The following is a 22,243-nucleotide window of genomic DNA, read 5'->3' on the forward strand; positions in this document are numbered from 1 at the left end:
CGCAGACCTTACCCGCGCGGCTACCCGCCGGTCGCCTCGTGGCAGGCTAGGCCGTATGCAGCCCTCCCCCGCGCACCACGACGAACGCCTGACCGCCCCCCGCTCCTGGTGGGGCATCGCCGCGCTGACGGGTCTCGCGTGCGCGCTGATGCTGCTGCCGCTGGGCACGCTGCCGCTGCTGGCCGGGCTGGTCGGGGGCACCGCGCTGACGGGGCTGCTGGTGAGTTCGTACGGATCCCAGCGGGTCCGCGTGGTGGGCGGCGCGCTGGCCGCCGGGGACGCCCGGATCCCCGTGGCGGCGCTGGGCGACCCGGAGGTGCTCGACCCCGAGGAAGCACGCGCCTGGCGCACGTACAAGGCCGACACCCGCGCCTTCATGCTGATGCGCAGCTACGTGCCGACCGCGGTCCGCGTCGAGGTCACCGACCCGGCGGACCCGACCCCCTACGTGTACGTCTCCACGCGCGAGCCGCAGGCCCTGGTGGCGGCGATCCGCGCGGCGCAGGCGGCGGTCTGACCCCTGGGGCGAGCCGCACGGAACCCCTGCGGGACCCGCCCCCCGATCCGGGAGGCCGGCTTCAGATGCGCGGGTCCGGTCTGAGGCCCTCGATGGCGGCCGCGGCGGCCCCGTCAAGGGCCTGGGTGGGCCGCTCAAGGGGCGGGAGCTCGCGCAGGGCGCTCCAGGGCACGGCTCTGGTCCGCAGGTCCGCACGTACCTTCTCGGCGAGTTTGCGGGTGTCCCGGCGGTTCATGACCGCGCCGACGGCGGCGCCCACCATGAACGGCATCAGGTTGGGCAGGTTGCGGAACATCCGCTTCATGATCTGCTGGCGCAGTTCGCGCTTCATCTGACCGCCCAGCGCCGCGTTCAGCGTCGTCGGCTTGGTCAGGTCGACCCCGCGCTCCTCGGTCCAGGAGGTGAGGTAGGCGAGGCTGCGCTCCTTGAGGTTGCCGGGCGGCCGCAGGCCGTAGACCTCGTGGAGTTCGGCGATGAGCTTCAGCTCGATGGCCGCGACCGAGGTGACCTCGGCGGCGAGCTCGGCCGGCATCGCGGGCGGCACCGGCAGCATGGCCGCCGCGCCGATCCCCGCTCCGACGGTGGACGTCGCGTTGGCGGCGCCGGAGATCAGCTTGTCGGCGAGCTGATCGGGACCGAGGCCCGGGAACTGCGCGCGCAGGGTCGCGAGGTCCCGAACCGGAACGCGCGGGGCGTTCTCGATGACTCGGTCGGTGAGGTAGAGGGCGGCGGCCCTGGCACTTTCGCCGCCCTTGCGCACACCGTTCTTGACGGCTTGCAGCCGACGGACCCCGGCGCTGCGCCGGGACCCCTCGCCGGCCTCGGAGGCCGACGGCACCGCCTCGGCGGTGTCGGGGAGCACGGCGGGTACGCCGGGGGCTCCAGGGCCCGTTTCCAGGTCCTTGGTTCCCTCGCGCGTCTCCGCCGGATCACCAGATTTACGGAAGCGGCGCTTCCGAAATGGTGTCGAGCCAGTCACGGCCGACGCCTCTCAGTCGCATTCGCGGCAGATCGGCTGACCGTTCTTCTCGCGTGCCAGCTGGCTGCGGTGGTGCACCAGGAAGCAGCTCGTGCAGGTGAACTCGTCGGCCTGCTTGGGCAGGACCCGGACGGCCAGCTCCTCGTTGGAGAGGTCCGCGCCGGGCAGGTCGAGGCCTTCCGCATTGTCGATTTCGTCCAGGTCGACGTTCGAGGACGACTTCTCGTTGCGACGAGCCTTCAGCTCTTCGATGCTGTCGTTGTCGACGTCATCGTCGGTCTTGCGCGGGGTGTCGTAGTCCGTTGCCATAGTTCGCTCTCCCCCTCTGGGATTTAGCGGGTGTCTCAGCGCACGTAACGCGCGAGAGGCCGGACTTGTGCCCGACCTGAGGCGGAGATTTTGCCTCACATCAAGGTCTGTTACTCAATCGACACCCAGCCGCACATCAGAAGGAGCGATTGGCTGGGATGACGACCGGGACCGTACACGGTCCGGGGGCCGTCTTGCACAAACGCCACCCCATGTATTTCCCGCCGCTAGGGGGGCCGGAAACCCGGACTTCCCGGGCTTTCCGGCCCCACCAAGGTCACTGAACGCATCTGTGCGGACACTCGGAACTGTGATCGATCGCACAGAAGTCACTGCCTTCATGACCCAAGCATTCAGCCAACGGCGAACAAGGGGTGACCGGCGTCACAAGGGTAGAGTGACGCGCATCACGAGGCCACCGCCCTCGCGCGGGATCGCCTGGATCCTGCCGCCGTGTGCGCGCGCCACGGAGCGCGCGATCGACAGGCCCAGCCCGACCCCCTTGTCACTGCCCGTACGCTCCGTACGCAGCCGCCTGAAGGGCTCGAAGAGGTTCTCCACCTCGTACGCGGGAACCACGGGACCCGTGTTCGATACCAGCAGGACCGCCTGGCCGTGCACGGCCTCGGTGGTGACCTCCACCCAGCCGCCTTCGAAGACGTTGTAGCGGACGGCGTTCTGCACCAGGTTGAGCGCGATCCGCTCCAGCAGCACGCCGTTGCCCTGGACCACGGCCAGCGCCCGCTCCCCCCGGATCTCGATGCCCTTGGCGTGGGCCTCTCCGCGCGCCTGGTCGATGGCGCGCGAGGCCACCTCGGCCAGGTCCACGGGTTTGCGCTCGATGATCTGGTTGTCGCTGCGGGCCAGCAGCAGCAGGCCCTCGACCAGCTGCTCGCTGCGCTCGTTGGTGGCGAGCAGGGTCTTGCCGAGCTGCTGCAGCTCCACCGGCGCCCCGGGGTCGGAGAGGTGCACCTCCAGCAGCGTCCGGTTGATGGCCAGCGGGGTTCTCAGCTCGTGCGAGGCGTTGGCCACGAACCTCTGCTGGGCCGTGAAGGCCCGCTCCAGGCGGTCGAGCATCTCGTCGAAGGTGTCGGCGAGCTCCTTCAGCTCGTCGTCCGGCCCGTCCAGCTCGATCCGCCGGGTCAGGTCGGAGCCGACCACCCGGCGGGCGGTCCGGGTGATCTTGCCGAGCGGCGAGAGCACCCGGCCGGCCATCGCGTAGCCGAAGGCGAAGGCGATGATGCTGAGTCCCATCAGGGCCATCAGCGAGCGGCTCAGCAGGTCGTCCAGCGCGTGCCGGCGCTGTTCGAGGATGCACGCTTCGATCGCGACGTTGAACTGGGTGGCCGTCTGGCCGGACCCGATGACACCGGGGCAGGTGCTGGTGACCTGGATGTCCGTGCCGTTGATGATCTTGAACGGCAGCCCGTTGCCCTCGCGCAGCGCCTGCGCCGCCAGCAGGTAGATGATCGACAGCAGCAGGATGCCGGCGATCAGGAACATCCCGCCGTACAGCAGCGTGAGGCGTATGCGGATGGTCGGCCGCAGCCAAGGGAAGGGACCCTCGGGCTGGCCGGGGTCCCAGGTCGGTTTCGGTGGCGCCGGTGGTGGCGCCGGGGTCGCTGCCACCCGCGTCAGATCCGGTAGCCGGAACCGGGGACGGTCACGATGACCGGCGGCTCCCCGAGCTTGCGCCGCAGCGTCATCACCGTCACCCGCACCACGTTCGTGAACGGGTCGGTGTTCTCGTCCCACGCCTTCTCCAGGAGCTGCTCGGCGGACACGACCGTGCCCTCGCTGCGCATGAGGACCTCCAGCACCGCGAACTCCTTCGGCGCCAGCTGCACCTCCTTGCCCTCGCGGAACACCTCGCGCCGGTTCGGGTCCAGCTTGATTCCGGCGCGCTCCAGTACGGGAGGCAGTGCCACGGTGGTGCGGCGGCCGAGCGCCCGTACACGGGCGGTCAGCTCGGTGAAGGCGAAGGGCTTGGGCAGGTAGTCGTCCGCCCCGATCTCCAGGCCCTCGACCCGGTCGCTCACGTCACCGGACGCGGTCAGCATGAGCACGCGCGTGGGCATGCCGAGCTCGACGATCTTCCGGCAGACGTCGTCGCCGTGCACGAGCGGGAGGTCCCGGTCGAGCACGACCACGTCGTAGTCGTTGACTCCGACGCGCTCCAGGGCCGCGGCGCCGTCGTACACGACGTCCACGGCCATGGCCTCCCGGCGCAGTCCGGTGGCCACCGCATCGGCGAGCAGCTGCTCGTCCTCGACGACGAGTACGCGCACGTCGTTTCCTTCCTCAGTGCCCGTCAGGGCAGGCGTGTGATGCGTCGTCCATCCTGCCCCTTTCGGCCGTAAACCGGCTGTAAGACGCCACACGGGGGGTGCCCGAGGGACGGAAGTGAGGATTCCCTTGCCTCATGAGGTTTCTGGGTCCGGGGCGGCGGGGAGGACGACTTCACACCCCGAACACTCCCTGACGGCGGACCGCCACGTCCCGCCGCCGACCCACGAAGAGGGGGCGAACCCACCATGGACGCATTCACCGCGGGTCTCCTGCAGCGCATCAGGAGCACGCAGTCCGACCTCAGGCAGGCTCGTGAGACGGGCGACGACTTCCTCGTGGAAGTGGAACAGGCGGAGCTGGAAGACCTCCAGCGCATCGCCGCCGATCACGGCGTTCCCGTCACCGTCTCCGCCTGCTGACACCGGTCACCGCCGATCCCACACACCCCCGGACCCCGAAGGCCGCCATCCGGCCTCCGGGGTTCCTTCCTGTGCGCGCGGGGGCGGCCCTCCACGCGGCGCGCCGGCCGCTCAGTCGTGCCAGGCCCCCGCCTCGTCCAGCAGCGGCTGCAGCGAGGCGAACACCGCCGGCGTGGCGGCCAGCGCGAGCTCGCCCGAGGCCGGCTCACCGGGCCGGCCGCCGGTCAGCGCACCGGCCTCCCGGGCGATCAGCTCGCCCGCCGCCAGGTCCCAGGGATTGAGCCCGCGCTCCCAGTAGCCGTCGAGCCGGCCCGCCGCGACGTCGCACAGGTCGATCGCCGCCGACCCGCCGCGCCGGATGTCCCGGACCACCGGGATGATCCGCCGCGCCACCTCGGCCTGGTGGGCCTTGCGGGTCTGGACGTACGCGAACCCCGTGCTGACCAGCGCCTGGTCCAGCGGAGCGGCCGCCCGGCAGGCGAGGCGGAGCTCGCCCAGCCAGGCCCCGCGCCCCGCCACCGCGTGGAAGGTCTCCCCGCGCATCGGCGCCGCCACGACCCCGGCCACGGTCCTCCCCCGGTACTCGGCCGCGATGGACACGCCCCAGGAGGGCAGCCCGTAGAGGTAGTTCACGGTGCCGTCGAGCGGGTCGATCACCCACCGGATGCCGCTGGTGCCCGCCGTGTCGGAGCCCTCCTCGCCCAGCAGCCCGTCCTCGGGCCGGCGCTCGCCGAGGATGTCGGTGATCAGCTTCTCGGCCGCGATGTCCATCTCGGTCACCACGTCGATCGGGCTCGACTTGGTCGCCGCGACCGCCAGGTCGGCCGGGCGGCCGTCCCGCAGCAGGGCGCCCGCCCGCCGGGCGGCCTCCAGGGCCACCTCCAGCAGTTCGGTCTTCAGTTCTTCGGAAACTTCGGGGACTTCGGAGATCACGGCCGGTTCCACTCCCTGGGTCCTGTGCGGCGAACGAGGCGAAACGGGGCGGACGGGCTGTCCGCCTACGCGTACGGGCTGTCCACGCCCGCGGCCGCCGGCCGGGGCCCGCGTGCCGGGCAGCAGCCCACCGCACACAGATCATGGCTCGCTCCGAGCAGCCCGAGGGCGCAGCGCTCCACGGCCTCCCCGCGTTCCGCCGCCGCCCGCTCCAGCACGAGGTCCCGTACGGCCGCCGCGAACCTGGGGTCGGCTCCGACCGTCGCCGAGCGGGCCACGGGCAGCCCGAGCTCGGCGGCCTTCGCCGTCGCCTCCGTGTCGAGGTCGTAGAGCACCTCCATGTGGTCCGAGACGAAGCCGATCGGCACCATGACGACCGCCGGGGCGCCCGCCTCGTGCAGGGCCTCCAGGTGGTCGCAGATGTCCGGCTCCAGCCACGGGGTGTGCGGGGCGCCGCTGCGCGACTGGTAGACGAGCTCCCAGGGCAGCTCGGTGCCGGTCTCGGCGCGGACCGCGTCGGCGATCACCTTGGCGACGTCCAGGTGCTGCTTGACGTAGGCACCGCCCTCGCCGTGCCCGGTGTGGTCCCCGACGGGGCCGGAGGCGTCCGCGGCCGCGGTCGGGATCGAGTGGGTGGTGAAGGCCAGCCGCGCCCCGGCCCGCACCTCCGCGGGCAGCGACTCCAGCGAGGCCAGCACCCCGTCGATCACGGGCTGCACGAAGCCGGGGTGGTTGAAGTAGTGCCGCAACTTGTCGACCTGCGGCAGCTCCGCCTCGGGCACGCCCTCCCGGACGAGCAGCGCGAGCGCGTCGGCGAGGTTCTCGCGGTACTGCCGGCAGCCCGAGTACGAGGCGTAGGCGCTGGTCGCGAGGACCGCGATGCGCCGGCGGCCGTCGGCGGCCATCTCGCGCAGCACGTCGTCCAGGTACGGGGCCCAGTTCCGGTTGCCCCAGTAGACCGGCAGGTCCAGCCCGTGCTCCGCGAAGTCCTTGCGCAGCGCTTCCAGCAGCTCGCGGTTCTGCCCGTTGATCGGGCTGACGCCGCCGAAGCCGAAGTAGTGCTGCCCGACCTCCTTGAGGCGCTCGCGCGGGATCCCGCGCCCTCGCGTGACGTTCTCCAGGAACGGCACGACGTCGTCGGGTCCCTCGGGGCCGCCGAAGGACAGCAGCAGGAGGGCGTCGTAGGGGGCGGCGGGGCCTTCGGCCGGGCCGGAGGCGAAGGCGCGGAGCTGGTCAGACATGTCTCGAATCCTGCCACCCGCGCCCGCCGGGCGGGAAACGGGCCCGGCGTCCGGATCCGCCCCACCACAGGTAAGGCCGCCCTTACTTCCGCTTCCCCCTCGGCCGTTCCCCATGCGGGCGCCCTGTGTCCGGCCGTAACCTGTACGGGCCAACGACGTCCCTTACGGAGGGCACCTTGCCCAGTCCCTACCGCGCGATCTTCGCCGCATCCGGGAGCCGGGGATTCAGCGCGGCCGGCCTCATAGGCCGGCTGCCGCTGTCCATGGTCGGCGTCGGCATCCTCACGATGATCTCCGAGCTCACCGGCCGCTACTCGCTGGCCGGCGCGCTCACCGCCACCCTCGCGCTCTCCGCCGCCGCCATCGGCCCCCAGGTCTCCCGCCTGGTCGACCAGTACGGCCAGCGGCACGTCCTGCGCCCCGCGACCCTGATGGCGGTCACCGCCGTCGCCGGCCTGCTGCTCTGCGCGGCCAACAACGCGCCCGACTGGACCCTGTTCGTCTTCGCGGCGCTCGCCGGCTGCGTGCCGAGCGTGGGCTCGATGATCCGCGCCCGGTGGACGGCCATCTACCGGGACTCCCCGCGCGAGCTGCACACGGCGTACTCGCTGGAGTCCGTCCTCGACGAGGTCTGCTTCATCTTCGGCCCGATCATCGCCATCGGGCTCTCCACCATCTGGTTCCCCGAGGCCGGACCGCTGGTCGCCGCGGCCTGCCTGCTGGTGGGCGTGTGGTGGCTGACCGCCCAGCGCGCCACCGAGCCGGCCCCGCACCCGCGCGGCGAGGACGCCGACCGGACCTCCGCCCTGCGCGCCCCCGGACTCCAGGTGCTGGTGGCCACCTTCGTGGCCACGGGCGCCATCTTCGGCTCGATCGACGTGGTCACCCTGGCCTTCGCCGAGGAGCAGGGCCACAAGGCCGCGGCCAGCTTCGTCCTGGCCGTCTGGGCGGTCGGCTCCTGCCTCGCGGGCATCGTCTTCGGCCTGCTGCACCTCAAGGGGAAGGCCGAACGCAGGTGGGTGCTGGGCATATGTGCGATGGCCGTGAGTATGATCCCCCTCCTACTGGCCGGGAACCTTCCGTTTCTGGCCGTGGCGCTCTTCGTCTCGGGCCTCGCCATCGCTCCCACGATGATCACCACGATGGCCCTGATCGAGGCGCACGTACCACGCGCGAAGCTGACCGAGGGCATGACCTGGATCAGCACCGGCCTCGCGGTCGGGGTCGCGCTCGGCTCCTCCGTGGCCGGCTGGGTCATCGACGCGGCCGGCGCGAAGAGCGGGTACGTCGTCTCCATCTCGGCGGGGGCCGCCGCGGCGGCGGTGGCGTTCGCGGGTTACCGCCGGCTGACGAGGCCGGCGCAAGGGGAGGAGCCTTCTAGCCATGGCGACGACGGGGACAGCAGGGAAGAACGGGACACGGACCGCCGCGTGGCATAACTGGGCGGGCAACGTCAGCGCCACGCCCGTGCGCGTGGTGGCCCCGGCCTCGGTCGGCGAGCTCCAGGAGGCGGTCCGCCGGGCCGCCGGTGACGGCCTGAAGGTGAAGGCGGTCGGCACGGGCCACTCCTTCACCTCGGCCGCCGCGACCGACGGCGTACTGATCCGCCCGCAGGCGCTGGCCGGGATCCAGGCGATCGACAGGTCCGCCGACACAGCCACCGTGACCGTGGCGGCGGGCACGGTCCTCAAGGACCTCAACCTGACCCTCGCCAAGGTGGGCCTGTCGCTCACGAACATGGGCGACATCATGGAGCAGACGGTCTCCGGCGCCACCAGCACCGGAACCCACGGCACCGGCCGCGATTCCGCCTCCCTCGCCACGCAGATCCGCGGCCTGGAGCTGGTCACCGCCGACGGGCGGCTGCTCACGTGCTCCGAGAAGGAGAACCCGGACGTCTTCGCGGCCGCCCGGCTCGGCATCGGCGCGCTCGGCGTGGTCACCTCGATCACCTTCGCCGTGGAGCCGCTCTTCTTCCTGACCGCCCGTGAGGAGCCGATGGCCTTCGACCGGGTGACCGCCGAGTTCGACCAGCACCACGCGGAGAACGAGCACTTCGAGTTCTACTGGTTCCCGCACACCGGCAACTGCAACACCAAGCGGAACAACCGCAGCCAGGGACCGGCCGCCCCGCCCGGAGCCGTCTCCCGCCTGGGTCGAGGACGAGCTGCTGTCCAACGGGGTCTTCCAGGCCGTCAACTCGCTGGGCCGCGCGGTCCCGGCGGCCATCCCCTCCATCGCCCGGATCGCGAGCCGCGCCCTGTCGGCGCGGACCTACACGGACATCCCGTACAAGGTGTTCACCAGTCCGCGCCGGGTCCGGTTCGTGGAGATGGAGTACGCCCTTCCGCGCGAGCGCGTCGTCGAGGCGCTGCGCGAGCTGAAGGCGATGGTCGACCGCTCCGACCTGCGGATCAGCTTCCCGGTGGAGGTGCGGACCGCTCCGGCGGACGACATCACCCTGTCGACGGCCTCGGGCCGCGAAACCGCCTACATCGCGGTGCACATGTACAAGGGAACCCCGTACCAGGCCTACTTCACCGCCGCCGAGCGGATCTTCACCGCGCACGGCGGCCGGCCGCACTGGGGCAAGGTCCACACGCGGGACGCGGAGTACTTCGCCCAGGTCTACCCGCGCTTCGGCGAGTTCACGGAGCTGCGCGACCGGCTCGACCCCGACCGGGTGTTCGGCAACGACTACCTGCGGCGGGTCCTGGGCGACTGAGCCCGGGTCCGGCTCAAGGTCCCGGGGCGCGACTCAAGGTCCCGGGGCGCGGCCTCAAGGGGCGGGCGACTCCTGGCCGGAGCCCGCGCCGGGGCCGCCCGGGGTGGCCTTGCCGGTGCTCGGGGACGGTGACTGCGGCGGCGTGGGCGTCGGGTCCGGCTTCGGCGGGGTCGGGCTCGGCGTCGGGTCCGGGGACGGCGAGGGGGACCTGCGGGGGGCGTCAGCGGAGGCGGAGGCCGCGGGGGGTGGCGTGGAAGCCCGAGGATTCCAGGGCCGGGCCGTACGGGGAGGTCAGCGACGCCGTGGCGTTGACCCGCTCCACCGTGAGGGCGGGGAGGGTGCCCGTGCGGGAGGCCGCGGTGAGGGCCGCGACCGCCGCCGAGAGGCGGGGGTCGTCCGGCTCGGGCCAGGCGAGGAGGGTCTTGCCGCCGCGCTCCAGGTAGAGGGTGAGCTCGCCGTCGACCAGGACCACCAGGGAGCCCGCCTTGCGGCCCGGCTTGTGGGTGGCGCCGGCCGGGGGCTGCGGCCAGGGCAGGGCCGCGCCGTAGGCGTTCGCCGGGTCGGCGGCCGCGAGGACCACCGCGGCGAGGGGCGGCGGGGTCCGTTCCGCGGCACGGAGGCGGTCGACGGCGCCGTCCATCGCGAACTGGGCCGCGCCCAGGCCCTCGACCACATAGCCCCTGCGGGCCTGGCCGCTGTCCTCGAAGGCCGACAGGACCCGGTAGACCGCGCTGAAGCCGCCCTCCACGCCTTCGGCGGCCACCGCCCCCCGGGTCACCACCCCGTGGCGGTCCAGCAGGGTGCGGGCCAGGGCGTGCGCGCGGTGGGTCGGGTCCGGGGAGTGGGCCGGCAGCAGCGACCAGCGGCCCGACACCGTGGGCGGACCCGTACGGGAGGCGGTGGCGGTGAGCGTGCCGTAGCGGCCGCGGGGGACCGTGCGGCGCGCGCGGTGCGCGGTGGCGCCCGCCGTGCGGCCCGAGCCGAGGAGGGAGCGCAGGGGGGCCAGGGTGTCGTTGGTCAGGCGGCCCGACCACGCCAGGTCCCACAGGGCGGTGGAGAGGTCGGCGTCGGAGGCGTCGGGGTGCAGGGCGCGCACCATGTCCGTGAGCTGGCGGAAGAACAGGCCGTAGCCGCCCGAGAGGGCGTCCAGGAGGGCCTGGTGGAGCGGGGTGGGCTCCAGGGGGTGCTGCGGCGGCAGGAGGAGCGGGGCGGCCTCCGCGAGGTAGAGGGAGATCCAGCCGTCCTTGCCCGGCAGGGCCCCCGCACCCGCCCAGACCACCTCGCCCGTGGTGGTGAGCTCGTCGAGGAGCGTCGGGGAGTAGTCCGAGACCCGGGACGGCAGGATCAGCCGCTCCAGCGCGGAGGCCGGGACCGGGGCGCCCTGCAGTTGCTCGATGGCGCGGGCCAGCCCGTCGATGCCGCGCAGGGCCCCGCCCAGGTGCTGCCACTGGGGCAGGAAGACGGCGAGGGAGGCCGGCGGGACCGGCTCCAGCTCCTGGCGCAGCGCCGCCAGCGAGCGGCGGCGCAGCCGGCGCAGCACCATCGCGTCGCACCACTCCTGGCCGATGCCCGCCGGATGGAACTCGCCCTGCACCACCCGGCCGGCCGCGGCGAGCCGGTGCAGCGCGCCGTCCGTCACGGCCGGGCCCAGCCCGAAGCGGGCGGCCGCGGTGGCCGTGGTGAAGGGGCCGTGGGTGCGGGCGTACCGGGCGAGGAGGTCGCCGAGGGGGTCCTTCACCGGCTCGGTGAACGCCTCCGGGACGCCCACCGGGAGCGCCGTGCCCAGCGCGTCCCGCAGCCGGCCCGCGTCCTCGACGGCCGCCCAGTGGTCCGCGCCGCCGATCCGGACCCGGATCGCCCGGCGGGACGCGGAGAGGGACCGCGCCCACGCCGGATCCGCGCCGCGCGCGGCCAGCTCCTCCGGGGTGAGGGGGCCCAGCAGGCGCAGCAGGTCGGCCACGGACTCGGCGTCCTTGGCCCGCCGCTCCTCCGTCAGCCACTGGAGCTCCCGCTCCAGCTCCGCCAGTACGTCCGCGTCCAGCAGCTCGCGGAGCTCCGCCTGGCCCAGCAGCTCGGCCAGCAGGCGGGAGTCCAGCGACAGCGCGGCCGCCCTGCGCTCGGCGAGGGGCGAGTCGCCCTCGTAGAGGAACTGGGCGACGTAGCCGAAGAGCAGGGAGCGGGCGAAGGGGGAGGGCTCGGGCGTGGTGACCTCGACGAGGCGGATCCGGCGGGCCTCGATGTCGCCCATCAGCTCGGTCAGGCCCGGTACGTCGAAGACGTCCTGGAGGCATTCGCGTACGGCTTCGAGCACGATCGGGAAGGAGCCGAACTCCGAGGCCACCTGCAGGAGCTGCGAGGCGCGTTGGCGCTGCTGCCACAGCGGGGTGCGCTTGCCCGGATCGCGGCGCGGCAGCAGCAGGGCGCGCGCCGCGCACTCGCGGAACCTCGCGGCGAACAGCGCGGAGCCGCCCACCTGGTCGGTGACGATCTGGTTGACGTCCCCGTGGTCGAAGGCCACGTCCGCCGCGCCGAGCGGGGGCTTGTCGTCATCGAAGTCGAAGGAGCGGTCCCGCGCCGGATCGTGGTCGAGCAGGTCCACGTCCATGCTGAGCAGGTCCGCGTCCGGCAGGCGCAGCACGATGCCGTCATCGGCGTGCATGACCTGCGCGTCCATCCCGTACCGCTCGGAGAGGCGGGCGCCGAGCGCCAGCGCCCAAGGGGCGTGCACCTGGGCGCCGAAGGGGGAGTGGACGACGACCCGCCAGTCGCCGAGCTCGTCGCGGAACCGCTCCACCACGATGGTCCGGTCGTCCGGTACGTGGCCGCAGGCCTCGCGCTGTTCGGCGAGGTACGCCAGCACGTTCTCGGCGGCCCAGGCGTCCAGGCCGGCCGCCAGCAGGCGCAGTCGGGCGTCCTCGTCGGTGAGGCCGCCGAGCTCGCGCAGGAACGCGCCGACCGCGCGGCCCAGTTCGAGCGGGCGCCCCAGCTGGTCGCCCTTCCAGAACGGGAGCCGGCCCGGGACCCCGGGGGCGGGGGTGACCAGGACGCGGTCGCGGGTGATGTCCACGATCCGCCAGGAGGTGGTGCCGAGGGTGAAGACGTCGCCGACGCGGGACTCGTAGACCATCTCCTCATCGAGCTCCCCGACCCGGCCGCCGCCCTTCTTGGGGTCCGACCCGGCCAGGAAGACGCCGAAGAGGCCGCGGTCCGGGATGGTCCCGCCGGAGGTGACCGCGAGCCGCTGGGCGCCCGGCCGGCCGGTGATCGTCCCGGCCACCCGGTCCCACACGACCCGGGGCCTGAGCTCGGCGAACGCGTCCGACGGATAGCGGCCGGCCAGCATGTCCAGCACGGCGGTGAACGCCGATTCGGGCAGCGCCGCGAAGGGCGCCGCCCGCCGCACCAGGGCGATCAGGTCGTCCAGCTGCCAGGTGTCCATCGAGGTCATCGCGACCAGCTGCTGGGCGAGGACGTCCAGCGGGTTGGAGGGGATCCGCAGGGATTCGATGGAACCGGTGCGCATCCGCTCGGTGACCACGGCGGCCTGGACCAGATCGCCCCGGTACTTGGGGAAGACCACGCCCGTGGAGACCGCGCCCACCTGGTGCCCGGCCCGGCCGACCCGCTGGAGCCCCGAGGCCACCGACGGCGGGGACTCCACCTGGATGACGAGGTCGACGGCGCCCATGTCGATGCCGAGCTCCAGGCTGGAGGTGGCGACCACGGCGGGCAGCCGGCCCGCCTTCAGGTCCTCCTCGACCAGCGCCCGCTGCTCCTTGGAGACCGAACCGTGGTGGGCGCGGGCCAGCAGCGGCGGCGCGCCCAGGGCCGCGCCCGACTGCGCCATGATCTCGGCCGGGGGCGAGCCCTCGGGCAGCGGGCTGCCCATGGCGCGCTCGTACGCGATCTCGTTGAGCCGGTTGCACAGGCGCTCGGCGAGGCGGCGGGAGTTGACGAACACGATCGTGGAGCGGTGGGCCTGGACCAGATCGGCGATCCGTTCCTCCACGTGCGGCCAGATGGACGGCTTGTCGCCGCCCTCCTTGCCCTCGGTGGCGGGGGACCCGCCCAACTCGCCCATGTCCTGGACCGGGACGACCACCGACAGGTCGAACTCCTTCGTGGACGGCGGCTGGACGATCTCCACCTTGCCGCGCGGCGCGAGGTAGCGGGCCACCTCGTCCACCGGGCGGACCGTCGCCGACAGCCCGATCCGGCGCGCCGGGCGGGGCAGCAGCTCGTCCAACCGCTCCAGGGACAGGGCGAGATGGGCGCCGCGCTTGGTCCCGGCGACCGCGTGCACCTCATCGAGGATCACCGTCTCGATGCCGGCCAGGGCCTCGCGGGCGGCCGAGGTCAGCATCAGGAACAGCGACTCGGGAGTGGTGATCAGGATGTCCGGCGGCCGGGTCACCAGCGCCCGGCGCTCGGCGGGCGGAGTGTCTCCGGAGCGGATCCCGACCCGGATCTCCGGCTCGGGCAGGCCCAGGCGCACCGATTCCTGCCGGATCCCGGTCAGGGGGCTGCGCAGATTGCGCTCCACGTCGACCGCGAGGGCCTTCAGGGGCGATACGTACAGCACGCGGCAGCGCTTCTTCGCCTCGGCCGGGGGCGGGGTCGACGCGAGCTGGTCGAGGGCGGCGAGGAAGGCGGCGAGCGTCTTGCCGGAGCCGGTGGGCGCCACCACCAGCACGTCGGAGCCGGCCCCGATCGCCCGCCAGGCACCCTCCTGCGCGGCGGTGGGCGAGGCGAAGGCCCCCGTGAACCAGGAGCGGGTCGCGGGGGAGAACGAGTCGAGCGCGGTACCGGACATGCCCCCATCGTGCACCTGCCCACTGACAACCGTCCGGACCTGTGGAAACACCCCGGCCGGGCGGGGCGCAGAATGGGGGGATGGGCGCGGGGACCGGAGCGGACGAGGGCCGCCGGGAGTGGGCGCGGCACTGGCAGTACGCGGAACTGCCCGGGCTGGACCTCCTGCGCGCCCACTACGTGCGCCACACCTTCCCGCGCCACGCCCACGACGGGTACGTCATCGCGGCCGTCACCGGCGGCATCGAGGAGATCGGCCTGCCGGCCGGCACCGTCCGGGCCGGCCCCGGCAGCGTGGTCCTGATCAACCCCGAGGTCCCGCACACCGCCCGCGCCGGGGTCCCCGAGGGCTGGGCCTACGCCACCCTCTACCCCTCCCGGGCGCTGATCACCGAGGTGGCCGAGGAGATCGGGACGCTGCGCGGAACCCCCGGTTTCACCGCCGACATCGTCACCGACCCGCAGGCCTCGCGGATGATCACCGAGGTCCACCGGGCCGCCGAGGCCGGCAACGCGCTGGCCGCCGACACCCTGCTGCGCGGCGTGGTGGCCCGGATGCTGACCCGGCACGCCGGGCCGCTGCCGGCCCGTGCGGCGGGCCGCGCGGGCGCCGCCGACGCGGAGCGGGCCCGGGCCGTGCTGGAGGAGCGGATGGGCGAGCCGCCGTCGCTGGAGCAGCTCGCGGCGGAGCTGGGCACCAGCCCGTTCGCCCTGCTGCGGGCCTTCCGGGACCGGTACGGCATGCCGCCGCACACCTGGCTGACCGACGCCCGGGTCCGCCGCGCGCGCCGGCTGCTCGACGCGGGGACCCCGCCGGCGGAGGCGGCCGTCACCGTCGGCTTCACCGACCAGCCGCACCTGAACCGGCACTTCACCCGCATCGTGGGGGTCCCGCCGGGCGCCTACCGGCGGGAACGGGCGGCCGGTTAGGCTCCGCCGGTGGACGGGTCGGAGCAGGCAGGGGTGTGGGGTGCGTACGAGGCGCAGGTGCGCGGGCTCGCGCCCCGGTGGCCGCCGCCGGGCGCGGTGGTGGAGCGGGACGGGCCCCTCGTACGGACCCACTACGGCACGCACGGCGCGGTCGGCCACCGGCCGCTGACGGACACCGGGCGCGAGGAGCTCGCGGAGCTGGTGCGGCGCCGGCAGGAGGCCTTCGGGGCGCGGAGCGAGCCGGTCCGGTGGAAGGTGTACGGGGCCGATCCGCCGGGCCTGGCCGAGGAGCTGGCGACGGCCGGGTTCACGGCCGGCGCGGAGCGGTCGCTGCTGGTGGCGGAGTTCGCGGCGATGGCCCCGGCGAAGGGCGGCCGGGTGCGGTCCCTCAACGGCGGCGCGCAGGATCCCGGGTGGTGGCCCCGGGCCCGTGAACTGGCGGCTCACGGAGAAGCTGACCGACGGGCTGGACCGGATCCTGCGACCCGCGTTGCGGGCCCTCACGCCGCCCGGGGAGCGGCTGCACCGGCTCGACTGGCAGCACACCGGCCACGACTTCGACCCCCACCGGGTGGGCGGTCCCGGCGAGCCGGAATGGCCCGGCGAGGTCTACCCGAACGGCGATTACTACCTCTACCTCCAACCCGACCTGCTCTTCGGCACCTTCGGCCATCCCTGGGAGCAGACCCTGTGCGTTTGGGGCGCGGGGCTGCTCGCCGCCGTGGAGGCGGAGCTCACCGGGTTGCTCGGTGAGCCGCTGCGGCGCCGGGACGGGGACGGCTAGGACGCCCGCGCCGCGCGGGCTCGGACAGGGTGCGGGCCTCGGCCAGCGTCGGCGTCAGGGTCTGCGACCACCTCGTGCGTGGTGCAAGAACGTACAAGACCCGCGAGGCGCTCCCTCCGTATGTTCGGGGCGTGGGAGAACATCAGATGGCCATACAAGAGGTACCCGACGGGGTCGAGCCGGTGGACAAGCCGCGCGCCGCCGTCGTACGGGACGCGCTCGGCGTCGGAGTGGCGGTCGGACTGTCCGGCTTCGCCTTCGGGGTGACGGCAGCCGGATCCGGGGTGAGCACCCTGCAGGCGTGCGTGCTCAGCCTGCTGGTCTTCACCGGGGCCTCGCAGTTCGCGCTGGTCGGAGCCCTGGCCGCGGGAGGGAATCCGTTCACGGCCGCCGCCGGTGCCTTCTTCCTCGGGACCCGCAACGCCTTCTACGGGCTGCGGCTGTCCCAGCTGCTCGCGCTCCCCAAGGGCATACGGCCCTTCGCCGCGCACTGGGTGATCGACGAGACCACCGCGGTGGCCCTCGCCCAGCCCGACCGGAAGTCGGCGCGCCTCGGCTTCACCGTGACCGGGCTGAGCCTGTACGTCCTGTGGAACCTCACCACCCTGCTCGGCGCGCTCGGCGCCGAGGCCATCGGGGACACCAGGGCGTGGGGGCTGGACGCCGCCGGGCCCGCCGTCTTCCTCGCGCTGCTCGCGCCGATGCTGAAGACCGGCACCGAGCGGGCCGTCGCCGCCCTCGCCCTCGTCCTGGGGCTGGGCCTGCTGCCCGTGCTCCCCGCGGGGGTGCCCGTACTGATCGCGGCGCTGGCCGCGCCGATCGTGCTGTGGATGAAGGGACGCCGCCCGTGAACGTCTGGATCGCCATCGGACTCACCGTCGTCGGCTGCTACGGGGTCAAGCTCGCCGGGCTGCTCGTCCCCGCCGGAGCCCTGGAGCGGCCCGCGGTGCGCGAGCTGGCCGCGCTCCTGCCGGTCGCGCTGCTCGCCGCGCTCACCGCGCAGCAGACCTTCGCCACCGGCCACGAGCTCGTGCTCGACGCCCGCGCCGCCGGGCTCGCGGCCGCCGGGGTCGCCCTGCTGCTGCGGGCCCCCTTCCTCGTCGTGGTCGCGGCGGCCGTCGCGGTCACCGCGGGGCTGCGGGCCCTGGGAGGCTAGGCCCGGTCATCAGGCCGTAGGCCCGCAGCGTCAGCAGGGCCTCCAGCGTGGCGATCGGGCGCCGCTCCAGCGCGCTGCCCGGCGCCCAGTCCGCGCGGTGCACCGGCCAGCCGCCGTCCGGCTGCTGCAGCCCGGCCAGGTGGCGCAGCGAGCCGCGCAGTTCCGCGTCGGTGAACCAGCCCCGGGCCAGGGACGCGGGGCGCGGGGCGAAGTCGTACGGGTGGAGGTGCCCGCCCGGCGCCAGGCCGGGCACCGGCGGGTACGCGTCCTGCCGCGCGGGGTCCAGTACGACGAGCCGCCGCTCGCGCACCAGCCGCCCCAGCCGGTCGGCGGCCGCCGAGGCCCGGGCCCGGTCGGGGACCCCGTCCAGGAAGGACACCGCGCCCTGGATCTCATGCGGGTGCGGACGGCGCAGGTTCTCCACCCGGTCCCAGCAGAAGTCCGTCGCCCGGAACAGCCACGCGTGCCAGACCCGGTTGCGGTGCAGGATGCCGACGGCGGGGCCGGTGGTCGCCAGGTCGCCGGGCGGATCGTCGTGCGGGGGCCGGTACGGGGCCGCCGGGTAGCCTCCGGCGGCCGGGGAGGTCGCCGGCAGCGCCCCGTCCGGGGTCGAGACCCGGGACAGGTGGGCGCAGAGCCGCTCGACGCGCTGTCCGGCGCAGCGGCCCAGGGAGTCCAGGACGCGCAGGGCGTGGGCGGCGTGCAGCGGGTGGCTCAGCGGTCCGCGCACGTCGGGGTCGAGGGCGTGGCCGTACCCGCCGTCGTCGCCGAGGTACGCGCCGAGGGCCGCGTCCACCGGGTCGGCGCCCCCGCCGAGGAAGTGGAACGCGAACCGCCGCTGCTCCAGGACCCGGGCCGTGAGCCAGATGAACTGCTCGGCGCGGGCCGCCGGGCTCGGCGCCGCCGGGGCGGGGGCTTGGTCTCCAGGCATGCGGGAAACCGTAGGGGCCCGTGGGGCGCCGAGGGGGCGGGAACGGGTCCGGTGCACTCTCCGGGGCGGGATACTGGAGGCATGCGGTTGACGATTTTCTGGGAGCGGATGGCCGAGCACTTCGGCGCGGGCTACGCGGACTCCTTCGCGCGGGACCACGTGATGACGGAGCTCGGGGGCCGCACGGTCCACGAGGCGCTGGACGCCGGCTGGGAGGCCAAGGACGTGTGGCGCGCGGTGTGTTCGGCGGTCGGTGTGCCCGCTTCGCTGCGCTGATCGAGGGCAGGGGCCCGCAAGGTTCCTCGCACAGGCGGCCGGTGGGACAGACTTGGACCCGTGGCAGCGACTGAAGAGACGACGACCGGCCGGCCGCCCGAAGAGGTTCCCGAGGGCCCGGGCGGCGATGGCGGGACCGGCGCCGGCGGCCCCGGGGGCGCCCCCGGAAGGGCCCCGGGAGGTCCGCCCGGCGGCGGCGCGCCCGCGGCCCCCGCGCCCGCGGACGCGCGGATGCCGCGCTGGCTGCCGCGCGCGGTGGTCCTCGTACTGGCCCTCGTCGCCTGTTTCCAGCTCGGCAGCTGGGCCTTCCACCAGCTGATCGGGTTGCTCGTCAACATCCTGATCGCGTTCTTCCTCGCGCTCGCCATCGAACCGGCCGTGGCCAGGATGGCGGCCCGGGGCGTGCGCCGCGGGCTCGCCGCCTTCCTGGTGTTCCTGGGGGTGTTCGTCGCGTCCGCAGGCTTCGTCACCCTGCTCGGCTCGATCCTCGCCTCGCAGATCATCGACCTCGTGGAAGGCTTCCCCGGCTATCTCGACTCGTTGATCGGCTCGATCAACGACACCTTCCACACGCACCTGTCCCGGCTGGACATCCAGGACAGCCTGCTGCACTCGGACTGGCTGCAGAAGTACGTGCAGAACAGCGCGAGCGGCGTGCTCGACGTGTCCGGCGCGGTGCTGGGCGGACTCTTCAAGCTGCTGACCATCGGCCTGTTCTCCTTCTACTTCGCCGCCGACGGGCCGCGGCTGCGCCGCGCGCTGTGCTCCGTACTGCCCCCGGCGAAGCAGGCGGAGGTGCTGCGGGCCTGGGAGATCGCCGTCACGAAGACGGGCGGCTACCTCTACTCGCGCGGGCTGATGGCGCTGGTCTCCGGGGTCGCGCACTACATCTGCTTCGTGGTGCTCGACATTCCGTACGCGCCCGCGCTCGCGGTGTGGGTGGGCCTGGTGTCCCAGTTCATCCCCACCATCGGCACCTACCTGGCGGGCGCGCTGCCGATGCTGCTCGCCTTCACGGTCAACCCCTGGTACGCGCTGTACGTGCTCGGATTCGTGGTGGTGTACCAGCAGTTCGAGAACTACGTGCTCCAGCCGAAGCTGACCTCGAAGACGGTCGACATCCACCCGGCGGTGGCCTTCGGATCGGTCATCGCCGGCACCGCCCTGCTCGGCGCGGTCGGGGCGCTCATCGCGATCCCCGCCGTCGCCACGCTCCAGGCGTTCCTGGGCGCGTACGTGAAGCGGTACGCACTGACCGACGACGCGGACGCCTCTACTTCGCGGTCCCGTCCGAGGCGCCGAGTACGGCTGCCAGGGCGTCGTTGACCCAGATCTCGACGGCGTCCTTGTCCACGCCGAGGCCGCTGAGCGGACCCGTCCCGTTCTCCAGCTCCAGGAGCGCGAGCAGGACGTGCTCGGTGCCCACGTAGCTGTGGCCCAGGCGCAGGGCCTCGCGGAAGGTGAGTTCCAGGGCCTTCTTCGCGGAGACGTCGAAGGGGACCAGCTCGGGGACGTCCTCCACGGCCGGGGGCAGGGCGGTCGTCACGGCGGCGCGTACGTCGTCGGCCGCGATCCCCTGGGCGGCGATGGCGTGGGCGGCGAGGCCGTCGGGCTCGGCCAGCAGCCCGAGGACGAGGTGCTCGGTGCGGATCTCGGTGTTGCCGGCGGCGCGGGCCTCGTTCTGCGCGGTCACCACCACGTTGCGGGCGCGGGGGGTGAAGCGGCCGAAGCCCTGCTGGGGATTGAGTCCCGCGTCGCCCTCCTTGTCGGCCTTGGGGACGAACCGCTTCTGGGCGGCCTGGCGGGTGACGCCCATGCTGCGGCCGATGTCGGTCCAGGAGGCGCCGGAGCGGCGGGCCTGGTCGACGAAGTGGCCGATGAGGTGGTCCGCGACGTCCCCGAGGGCCTCGGCGGCGACGACGGCGCCGCTGAGCTGCTCCAGGGTGTCGGTGTGGACCTTCTTGATGGCCTCGATGAGGTCGTCGAGGCGTACCGGATTGGTCATGCGGACAGGTTCCACCGAAGGGTTCGTCATGGACGCAACCCTAGGTTGACAGTCAGAAGAGTGTCAACCCGTGGTTGTCACTTTCCCTTTCCGGGTGCGCGCAGGGGAAACCTCGCGCGCTCGCGCCAGGCCGTGCCGTCGTACACCACCAGCTCCACCGAGCGGACGCGGGCGGTGAAGGGGAGCCGCCCGGCGAGGTCCGCCTCGGCGGCGTCCTCGGCCGCCGCCGGTGCGCGCTGGGCCACGGTGAGGTGCGGGGCCGGGTCGGGGTGGCGGCCGCCGTAGGGCGGGGCCTCCGGCCAGCGCTCGGCGGCCGCCAGGGTCAGCCGGCGCAGCGGGGCGTCCGGCTCGGGGGCGAGGTACAGCAGCCCCGGGAGCCGGCCGGTCCGCTCGAAGCGAACGTCGAAGGCGGGGTGGGGGCACAGGACCGCGGTGAGGTCGGCGAGGGTGGAATCGTCGATCCGGCTCTCGTCCAGGAACGGGTAGAGGACGCTGACGTGCGCCGGGACCCCGGTCCGGGCGGCGGGGTCGAGCCGGTCCCGCCAGGCGCCGACGACGGGGTCGGCCTCGGGTATCCGCACGATGAGCGCGGTCCGGCCGGCGGGGAACATGCTGGAGGTGTCGTCCGTCATGGCAGTGGATCATGCCACCGCGGGCGTGGCGGACGGGTCCGGCGTGGCGCGCTTGACAGGGAAATCGAACACGCATTCTCATGGGTTGTCCACAGTCAAACCGGACGTGGGACCGCGTTGTCAGTGGCAGGCGTTAGCGTCAATGGCGTGAAGCGATCGACTCAAGCAAATCGGGTGGAACCCATGGCAGGCACCGACCGTGAGAAGGCTCTCGACGCCGCTCTCGCACAGATTGAACGGCAGTTCGGCAAGGGCGCCGTGATGCGTCTCGGCGACAAGCCGAACGACCCCATCGACGTCATCCCGACCGGGTCGACCGCGCTGGACATCGCGCTCGGCGTCGGCGGGCTGCCGCGCGGCCGCGTGGTCGAGGTGTACGGGCCGGAGTCCTCCGGTAAGACCACCCTGACCCTCCATGCCGTCGCCAACGCGCAGAAGGCCGGCGGCACCGTCGCCTTCATCGACGCCGAGCACGCGCTCGACCCCGAGTACGCCAAGGCCCTCGGTGTCGACACCGACAACCTCATCCTGTCCCAGCCGGACACCGGCGAGCAGGCGCTGGAGATCGTGGACATGCTCGTCCGCTCCGGCGCGCTCGACCTCATCGTCATCGACTCCGTGGCGGCGCTCGTACCGCGTGCGGAGATCGAGGGCGAGATGGGCGACTCGCACGTGGGTCTCCAGGCCCGTCTGATGAGCCAGGCCCTCCGGAAGATCACCGGTGCGCTCAGCCAGTCCAAGACCACCGCGATCTTCATCAACCAGCTCCGCGAGAAGATCGGTGTGATGTTCGGCTCGCCGGAGACCACCACCGGTGGCCGCGCGCTGAAGTTCTACGCCTCCGTGCGCCTCGACATCCGCCGCATCGAGACCCTCAAGGACGGCACGGACGCGGTCGGCAACCGCACCCGCGTCAAGGTCGTCAAGAACAAGGTCGCGCCGCCCTTCAAGCAGGCCGAGTTCGACATCCTCTACGGCCACGGCATCAGCCGCGAGGGCGGCCTGATCGACATGGGCGTGGAGCACGGCTTCGTGCGCAAGGCCGGCGCCTGGTACACGTACGAGGGCGACCAGCTCGGCCAGGGCAAGGAGAACGCGCGCAAGTTCCTCTGCGACAACCCCGACCTCTCCGACGAGATCGAGCGGAAGATCAAGGAGAAGCTGGGCGTCGGTGTCCGCAAGGACGCCGCTGCCACCGCCGTCGCTGCCGAGGCCGGCGCGGACGCGTCCGCCGAGACGCCGGCCGTGCCCGCCCCCGCGTCGAAGGCCAAGACGGCGGCCAAGGCCGCCGTCGCCAAGAGCTGA

At 73.3% G+C, this 22,243-nt stretch carries 21 protein-coding genes and 1 pseudogene; 11 read left to right on the top strand and 11 right to left on the bottom strand.

The window, feature by feature from the left end; genetic code table 11:
• Positions 1-55 precede the first annotated feature (55 nt).
• Positions 56-517 carry a DUF3093 domain-containing protein gene (locus DRB96_RS29140; protein ID WP_112451144.1) on the top strand — a complete coding sequence of 154 codons (462 nt, stop codon included), beginning with the start codon at positions 56-58 and terminating at the stop codon, positions 515-517.
• A 61-nt stretch (positions 518-578) separates the two neighbouring features.
• Here the strand turns inward: DRB96_RS29140 and DRB96_RS29145 are convergent, their stop codons facing one another.
• The 4 genes from DRB96_RS29145 to DRB96_RS29160 all read right to left on the bottom strand — a co-directional run bounded on the left by DRB96_RS29145 (position 579) and on the right by DRB96_RS29160 (position 4,093).
• On the bottom strand, positions 579-1,496 hold the full coding sequence (locus tag DRB96_RS29145) for a hypothetical protein (RefSeq protein WP_112451145.1): 918 nt from the start codon (positions 1,494-1,496) through the stop codon (positions 579-581).
• A 12-nt stretch (positions 1,497-1,508) separates the two neighbouring features.
• Positions 1,509-1,805: a DUF4193 domain-containing protein gene (locus DRB96_RS29150; RefSeq protein WP_112451146.1), complete on the bottom strand. Its 297-nt coding sequence runs from the start codon at positions 1,803-1,805 to the stop codon at positions 1,509-1,511.
• Positions 1,806-2,189: 384 nt separating this feature from the next.
• Positions 2,190-3,434, bottom strand: coding sequence for a HAMP domain-containing sensor histidine kinase (locus tag DRB96_RS29155; protein ID WP_112451147.1), 1,245 nt, complete (start codon positions 3,432-3,434; stop codon positions 2,190-2,192).
• Positions 3,435-3,439: 5 nt separating this feature from the next.
• Positions 3,440-4,093 carry a response regulator transcription factor gene (locus DRB96_RS29160; RefSeq protein WP_112451148.1) on the bottom strand — a complete coding sequence of 218 codons (654 nt, stop codon included), beginning with the start codon at positions 4,091-4,093 and terminating at the stop codon, positions 3,440-3,442.
• Positions 4,094-4,339: 246 nt separating this feature from the next.
• On the opposite strand from DRB96_RS29160, the gene DRB96_RS43905 reads away from it, so the two are divergent.
• Complete coding sequence (locus tag DRB96_RS43905; RefSeq protein ID WP_204357838.1) at positions 4,340-4,513, top strand: hypothetical protein; 174 nt, start codon at positions 4,340-4,342, stop codon at positions 4,511-4,513.
• Between the two features lie 111 nt (positions 4,514-4,624).
• On the opposite strand, the gene DRB96_RS29165 is transcribed toward DRB96_RS43905, so the two are convergent.
• Both DRB96_RS29165 and DRB96_RS29170 read right to left on the bottom strand, forming a co-directional pair.
• Positions 4,625-5,443 (bottom strand): inositol monophosphatase family protein, encoded by an 819-nt coding sequence (locus DRB96_RS29165; RefSeq protein WP_112453816.1) that lies wholly within the window; start codon positions 5,441-5,443, stop codon positions 4,625-4,627.
• A gap of 68 nt (positions 5,444-5,511) precedes the next feature.
• Positions 5,512-6,687: a ferrochelatase gene (locus tag DRB96_RS29170; protein WP_112451149.1), complete on the bottom strand. Its 1,176-nt coding sequence runs from the start codon at positions 6,685-6,687 to the stop codon at positions 5,512-5,514.
• Positions 6,688-6,863: 176 nt separating this feature from the next.
• On the opposite strand from DRB96_RS29170, the gene DRB96_RS29175 reads away from it, so the two are divergent.
• Together DRB96_RS29175 and DRB96_RS29180 are read left to right on the top strand one after the other, a co-directional pair.
• The gene (locus DRB96_RS29175) at positions 6,864-8,126 is read left to right on the top strand and encodes an MFS transporter (protein ID WP_112451150.1); all 1,263 of its coding nucleotides are present in this window, start codon (positions 6,864-6,866) and stop codon (positions 8,124-8,126) included.
• A pseudogene (locus DRB96_RS29180) lies at positions 8,071-9,412 on the top strand (D-arabinono-1,4-lactone oxidase). Before DRB96_RS29175 ends, DRB96_RS29180 begins: the two are co-directional and overlap by 56 nt.
• Positions 9,413-9,632: 220 nt before the next feature.
• On the opposite strand, the gene DRB96_RS29185 reads toward DRB96_RS29180, so the two are convergent.
• Complete coding sequence (locus DRB96_RS29185) at positions 9,633-14,225, bottom strand: ATP-dependent helicase (RefSeq protein WP_112451151.1); 4,593 nt, start codon at positions 14,223-14,225, stop codon at positions 9,633-9,635.
• A gap of 80 nt (positions 14,226-14,305) precedes the next feature.
• Between DRB96_RS29185 and DRB96_RS29190 the strand changes: the two genes are divergently transcribed.
• Positions 14,306-15,154, top strand: coding sequence for an AraC family transcriptional regulator (locus DRB96_RS29190; protein WP_112451152.1), 849 nt, complete (start codon positions 14,306-14,308; stop codon positions 15,152-15,154).
• Positions 15,155-15,285: 131 nt separating this feature from the next.
• Here DRB96_RS29190 and DRB96_RS45085 read toward each other — a convergent pair whose 3' ends face one another.
• Positions 15,286-15,546 (bottom strand): hypothetical protein, encoded by a 261-nt coding sequence (locus DRB96_RS45085; protein WP_112451153.1) that lies wholly within the window; start codon positions 15,544-15,546, stop codon positions 15,286-15,288.
• A gap of 38 nt (positions 15,547-15,584) precedes the next feature.
• Between DRB96_RS45085 and DRB96_RS43270 the strand changes: the two genes are divergently transcribed.
• From DRB96_RS43270 to DRB96_RS29210, 3 genes are all read left to right on the top strand, one after another.
• Positions 15,585-15,938 carry a DUF2716 domain-containing protein gene (locus tag DRB96_RS43270; protein WP_239516486.1) on the top strand — a complete coding sequence of 118 codons (354 nt, stop codon included), beginning with the start codon at positions 15,585-15,587 and terminating at the stop codon, positions 15,936-15,938.
• A gap of 146 nt (positions 15,939-16,084) precedes the next feature.
• Entirely contained in the window at positions 16,085-16,789 is a 705-nt protein-coding gene (locus DRB96_RS29205; RefSeq protein ID WP_112451155.1) for an AzlC family ABC transporter permease, read from the top strand.
• Entirely contained in the window at positions 16,786-17,094 is a 309-nt protein-coding gene (locus DRB96_RS29210) for an AzlD domain-containing protein (protein WP_112451156.1), read from the top strand. Before DRB96_RS29205 ends, DRB96_RS29210 begins: the two co-directional genes overlap by 4 nt.
• On the opposite strand, the gene DRB96_RS29215 is transcribed toward DRB96_RS29210, so the two are convergent.
• The gene (locus tag DRB96_RS29215) at positions 17,063-18,025 is read right to left on the bottom strand and encodes a hypothetical protein (protein WP_112451157.1); all 963 of its coding nucleotides are present in this window, start codon (positions 18,023-18,025) and stop codon (positions 17,063-17,065) included. The genes DRB96_RS29210 and DRB96_RS29215 overlap by 32 nt on opposite strands.
• A gap of 81 nt (positions 18,026-18,106) precedes the next feature.
• Here DRB96_RS29215 and DRB96_RS29220 point away from each other — a divergent pair, with 81 nt between their 5' ends.
• Complete coding sequence (locus DRB96_RS29220; protein WP_112451158.1) at positions 18,107-18,301, top strand: DUF3046 domain-containing protein; 195 nt, start codon at positions 18,107-18,109, stop codon at positions 18,299-18,301.
• 60 nt (positions 18,302-18,361) lie between these two features.
• Positions 18,362-19,627, top strand: coding sequence for an AI-2E family transporter (locus DRB96_RS29225; RefSeq protein ID WP_112451159.1), 1,266 nt, complete (start codon positions 18,362-18,364; stop codon positions 19,625-19,627).
• On the opposite strand, the gene DRB96_RS29230 is transcribed toward DRB96_RS29225, so the two are convergent.
• Complete coding sequence (locus DRB96_RS29230) at positions 19,575-20,336, bottom strand: Clp protease N-terminal domain-containing protein (protein ID WP_112451160.1); 762 nt, start codon at positions 20,334-20,336, stop codon at positions 19,575-19,577. The genes DRB96_RS29225 and DRB96_RS29230 overlap by 53 nt on opposite strands.
• A gap of 47 nt (positions 20,337-20,383) precedes the next feature.
• Positions 20,384-20,938 carry a 2'-5' RNA ligase family protein gene (locus DRB96_RS29235; protein WP_112451161.1) on the bottom strand — a complete coding sequence of 185 codons (555 nt, stop codon included), beginning with the start codon at positions 20,936-20,938 and terminating at the stop codon, positions 20,384-20,386.
• 183 nt (positions 20,939-21,121) lie between these two features.
• Between DRB96_RS29235 and recA the strand changes: the two genes are divergently transcribed.
• Positions 21,122-22,243, top strand: coding sequence for a recombinase RecA (gene recA, locus DRB96_RS29240; protein WP_204357839.1), 1,122 nt, complete (start codon positions 21,122-21,124; stop codon positions 22,241-22,243).

Origin of the sequence: Streptomyces sp. ICC1 (genome assembly GCF_003287935.1) — a bacterium.
Classification (GTDB): Bacteria; Actinomycetota; Actinomycetes; order Streptomycetales; family Streptomycetaceae; genus Streptomyces; species Streptomyces tritrimontium.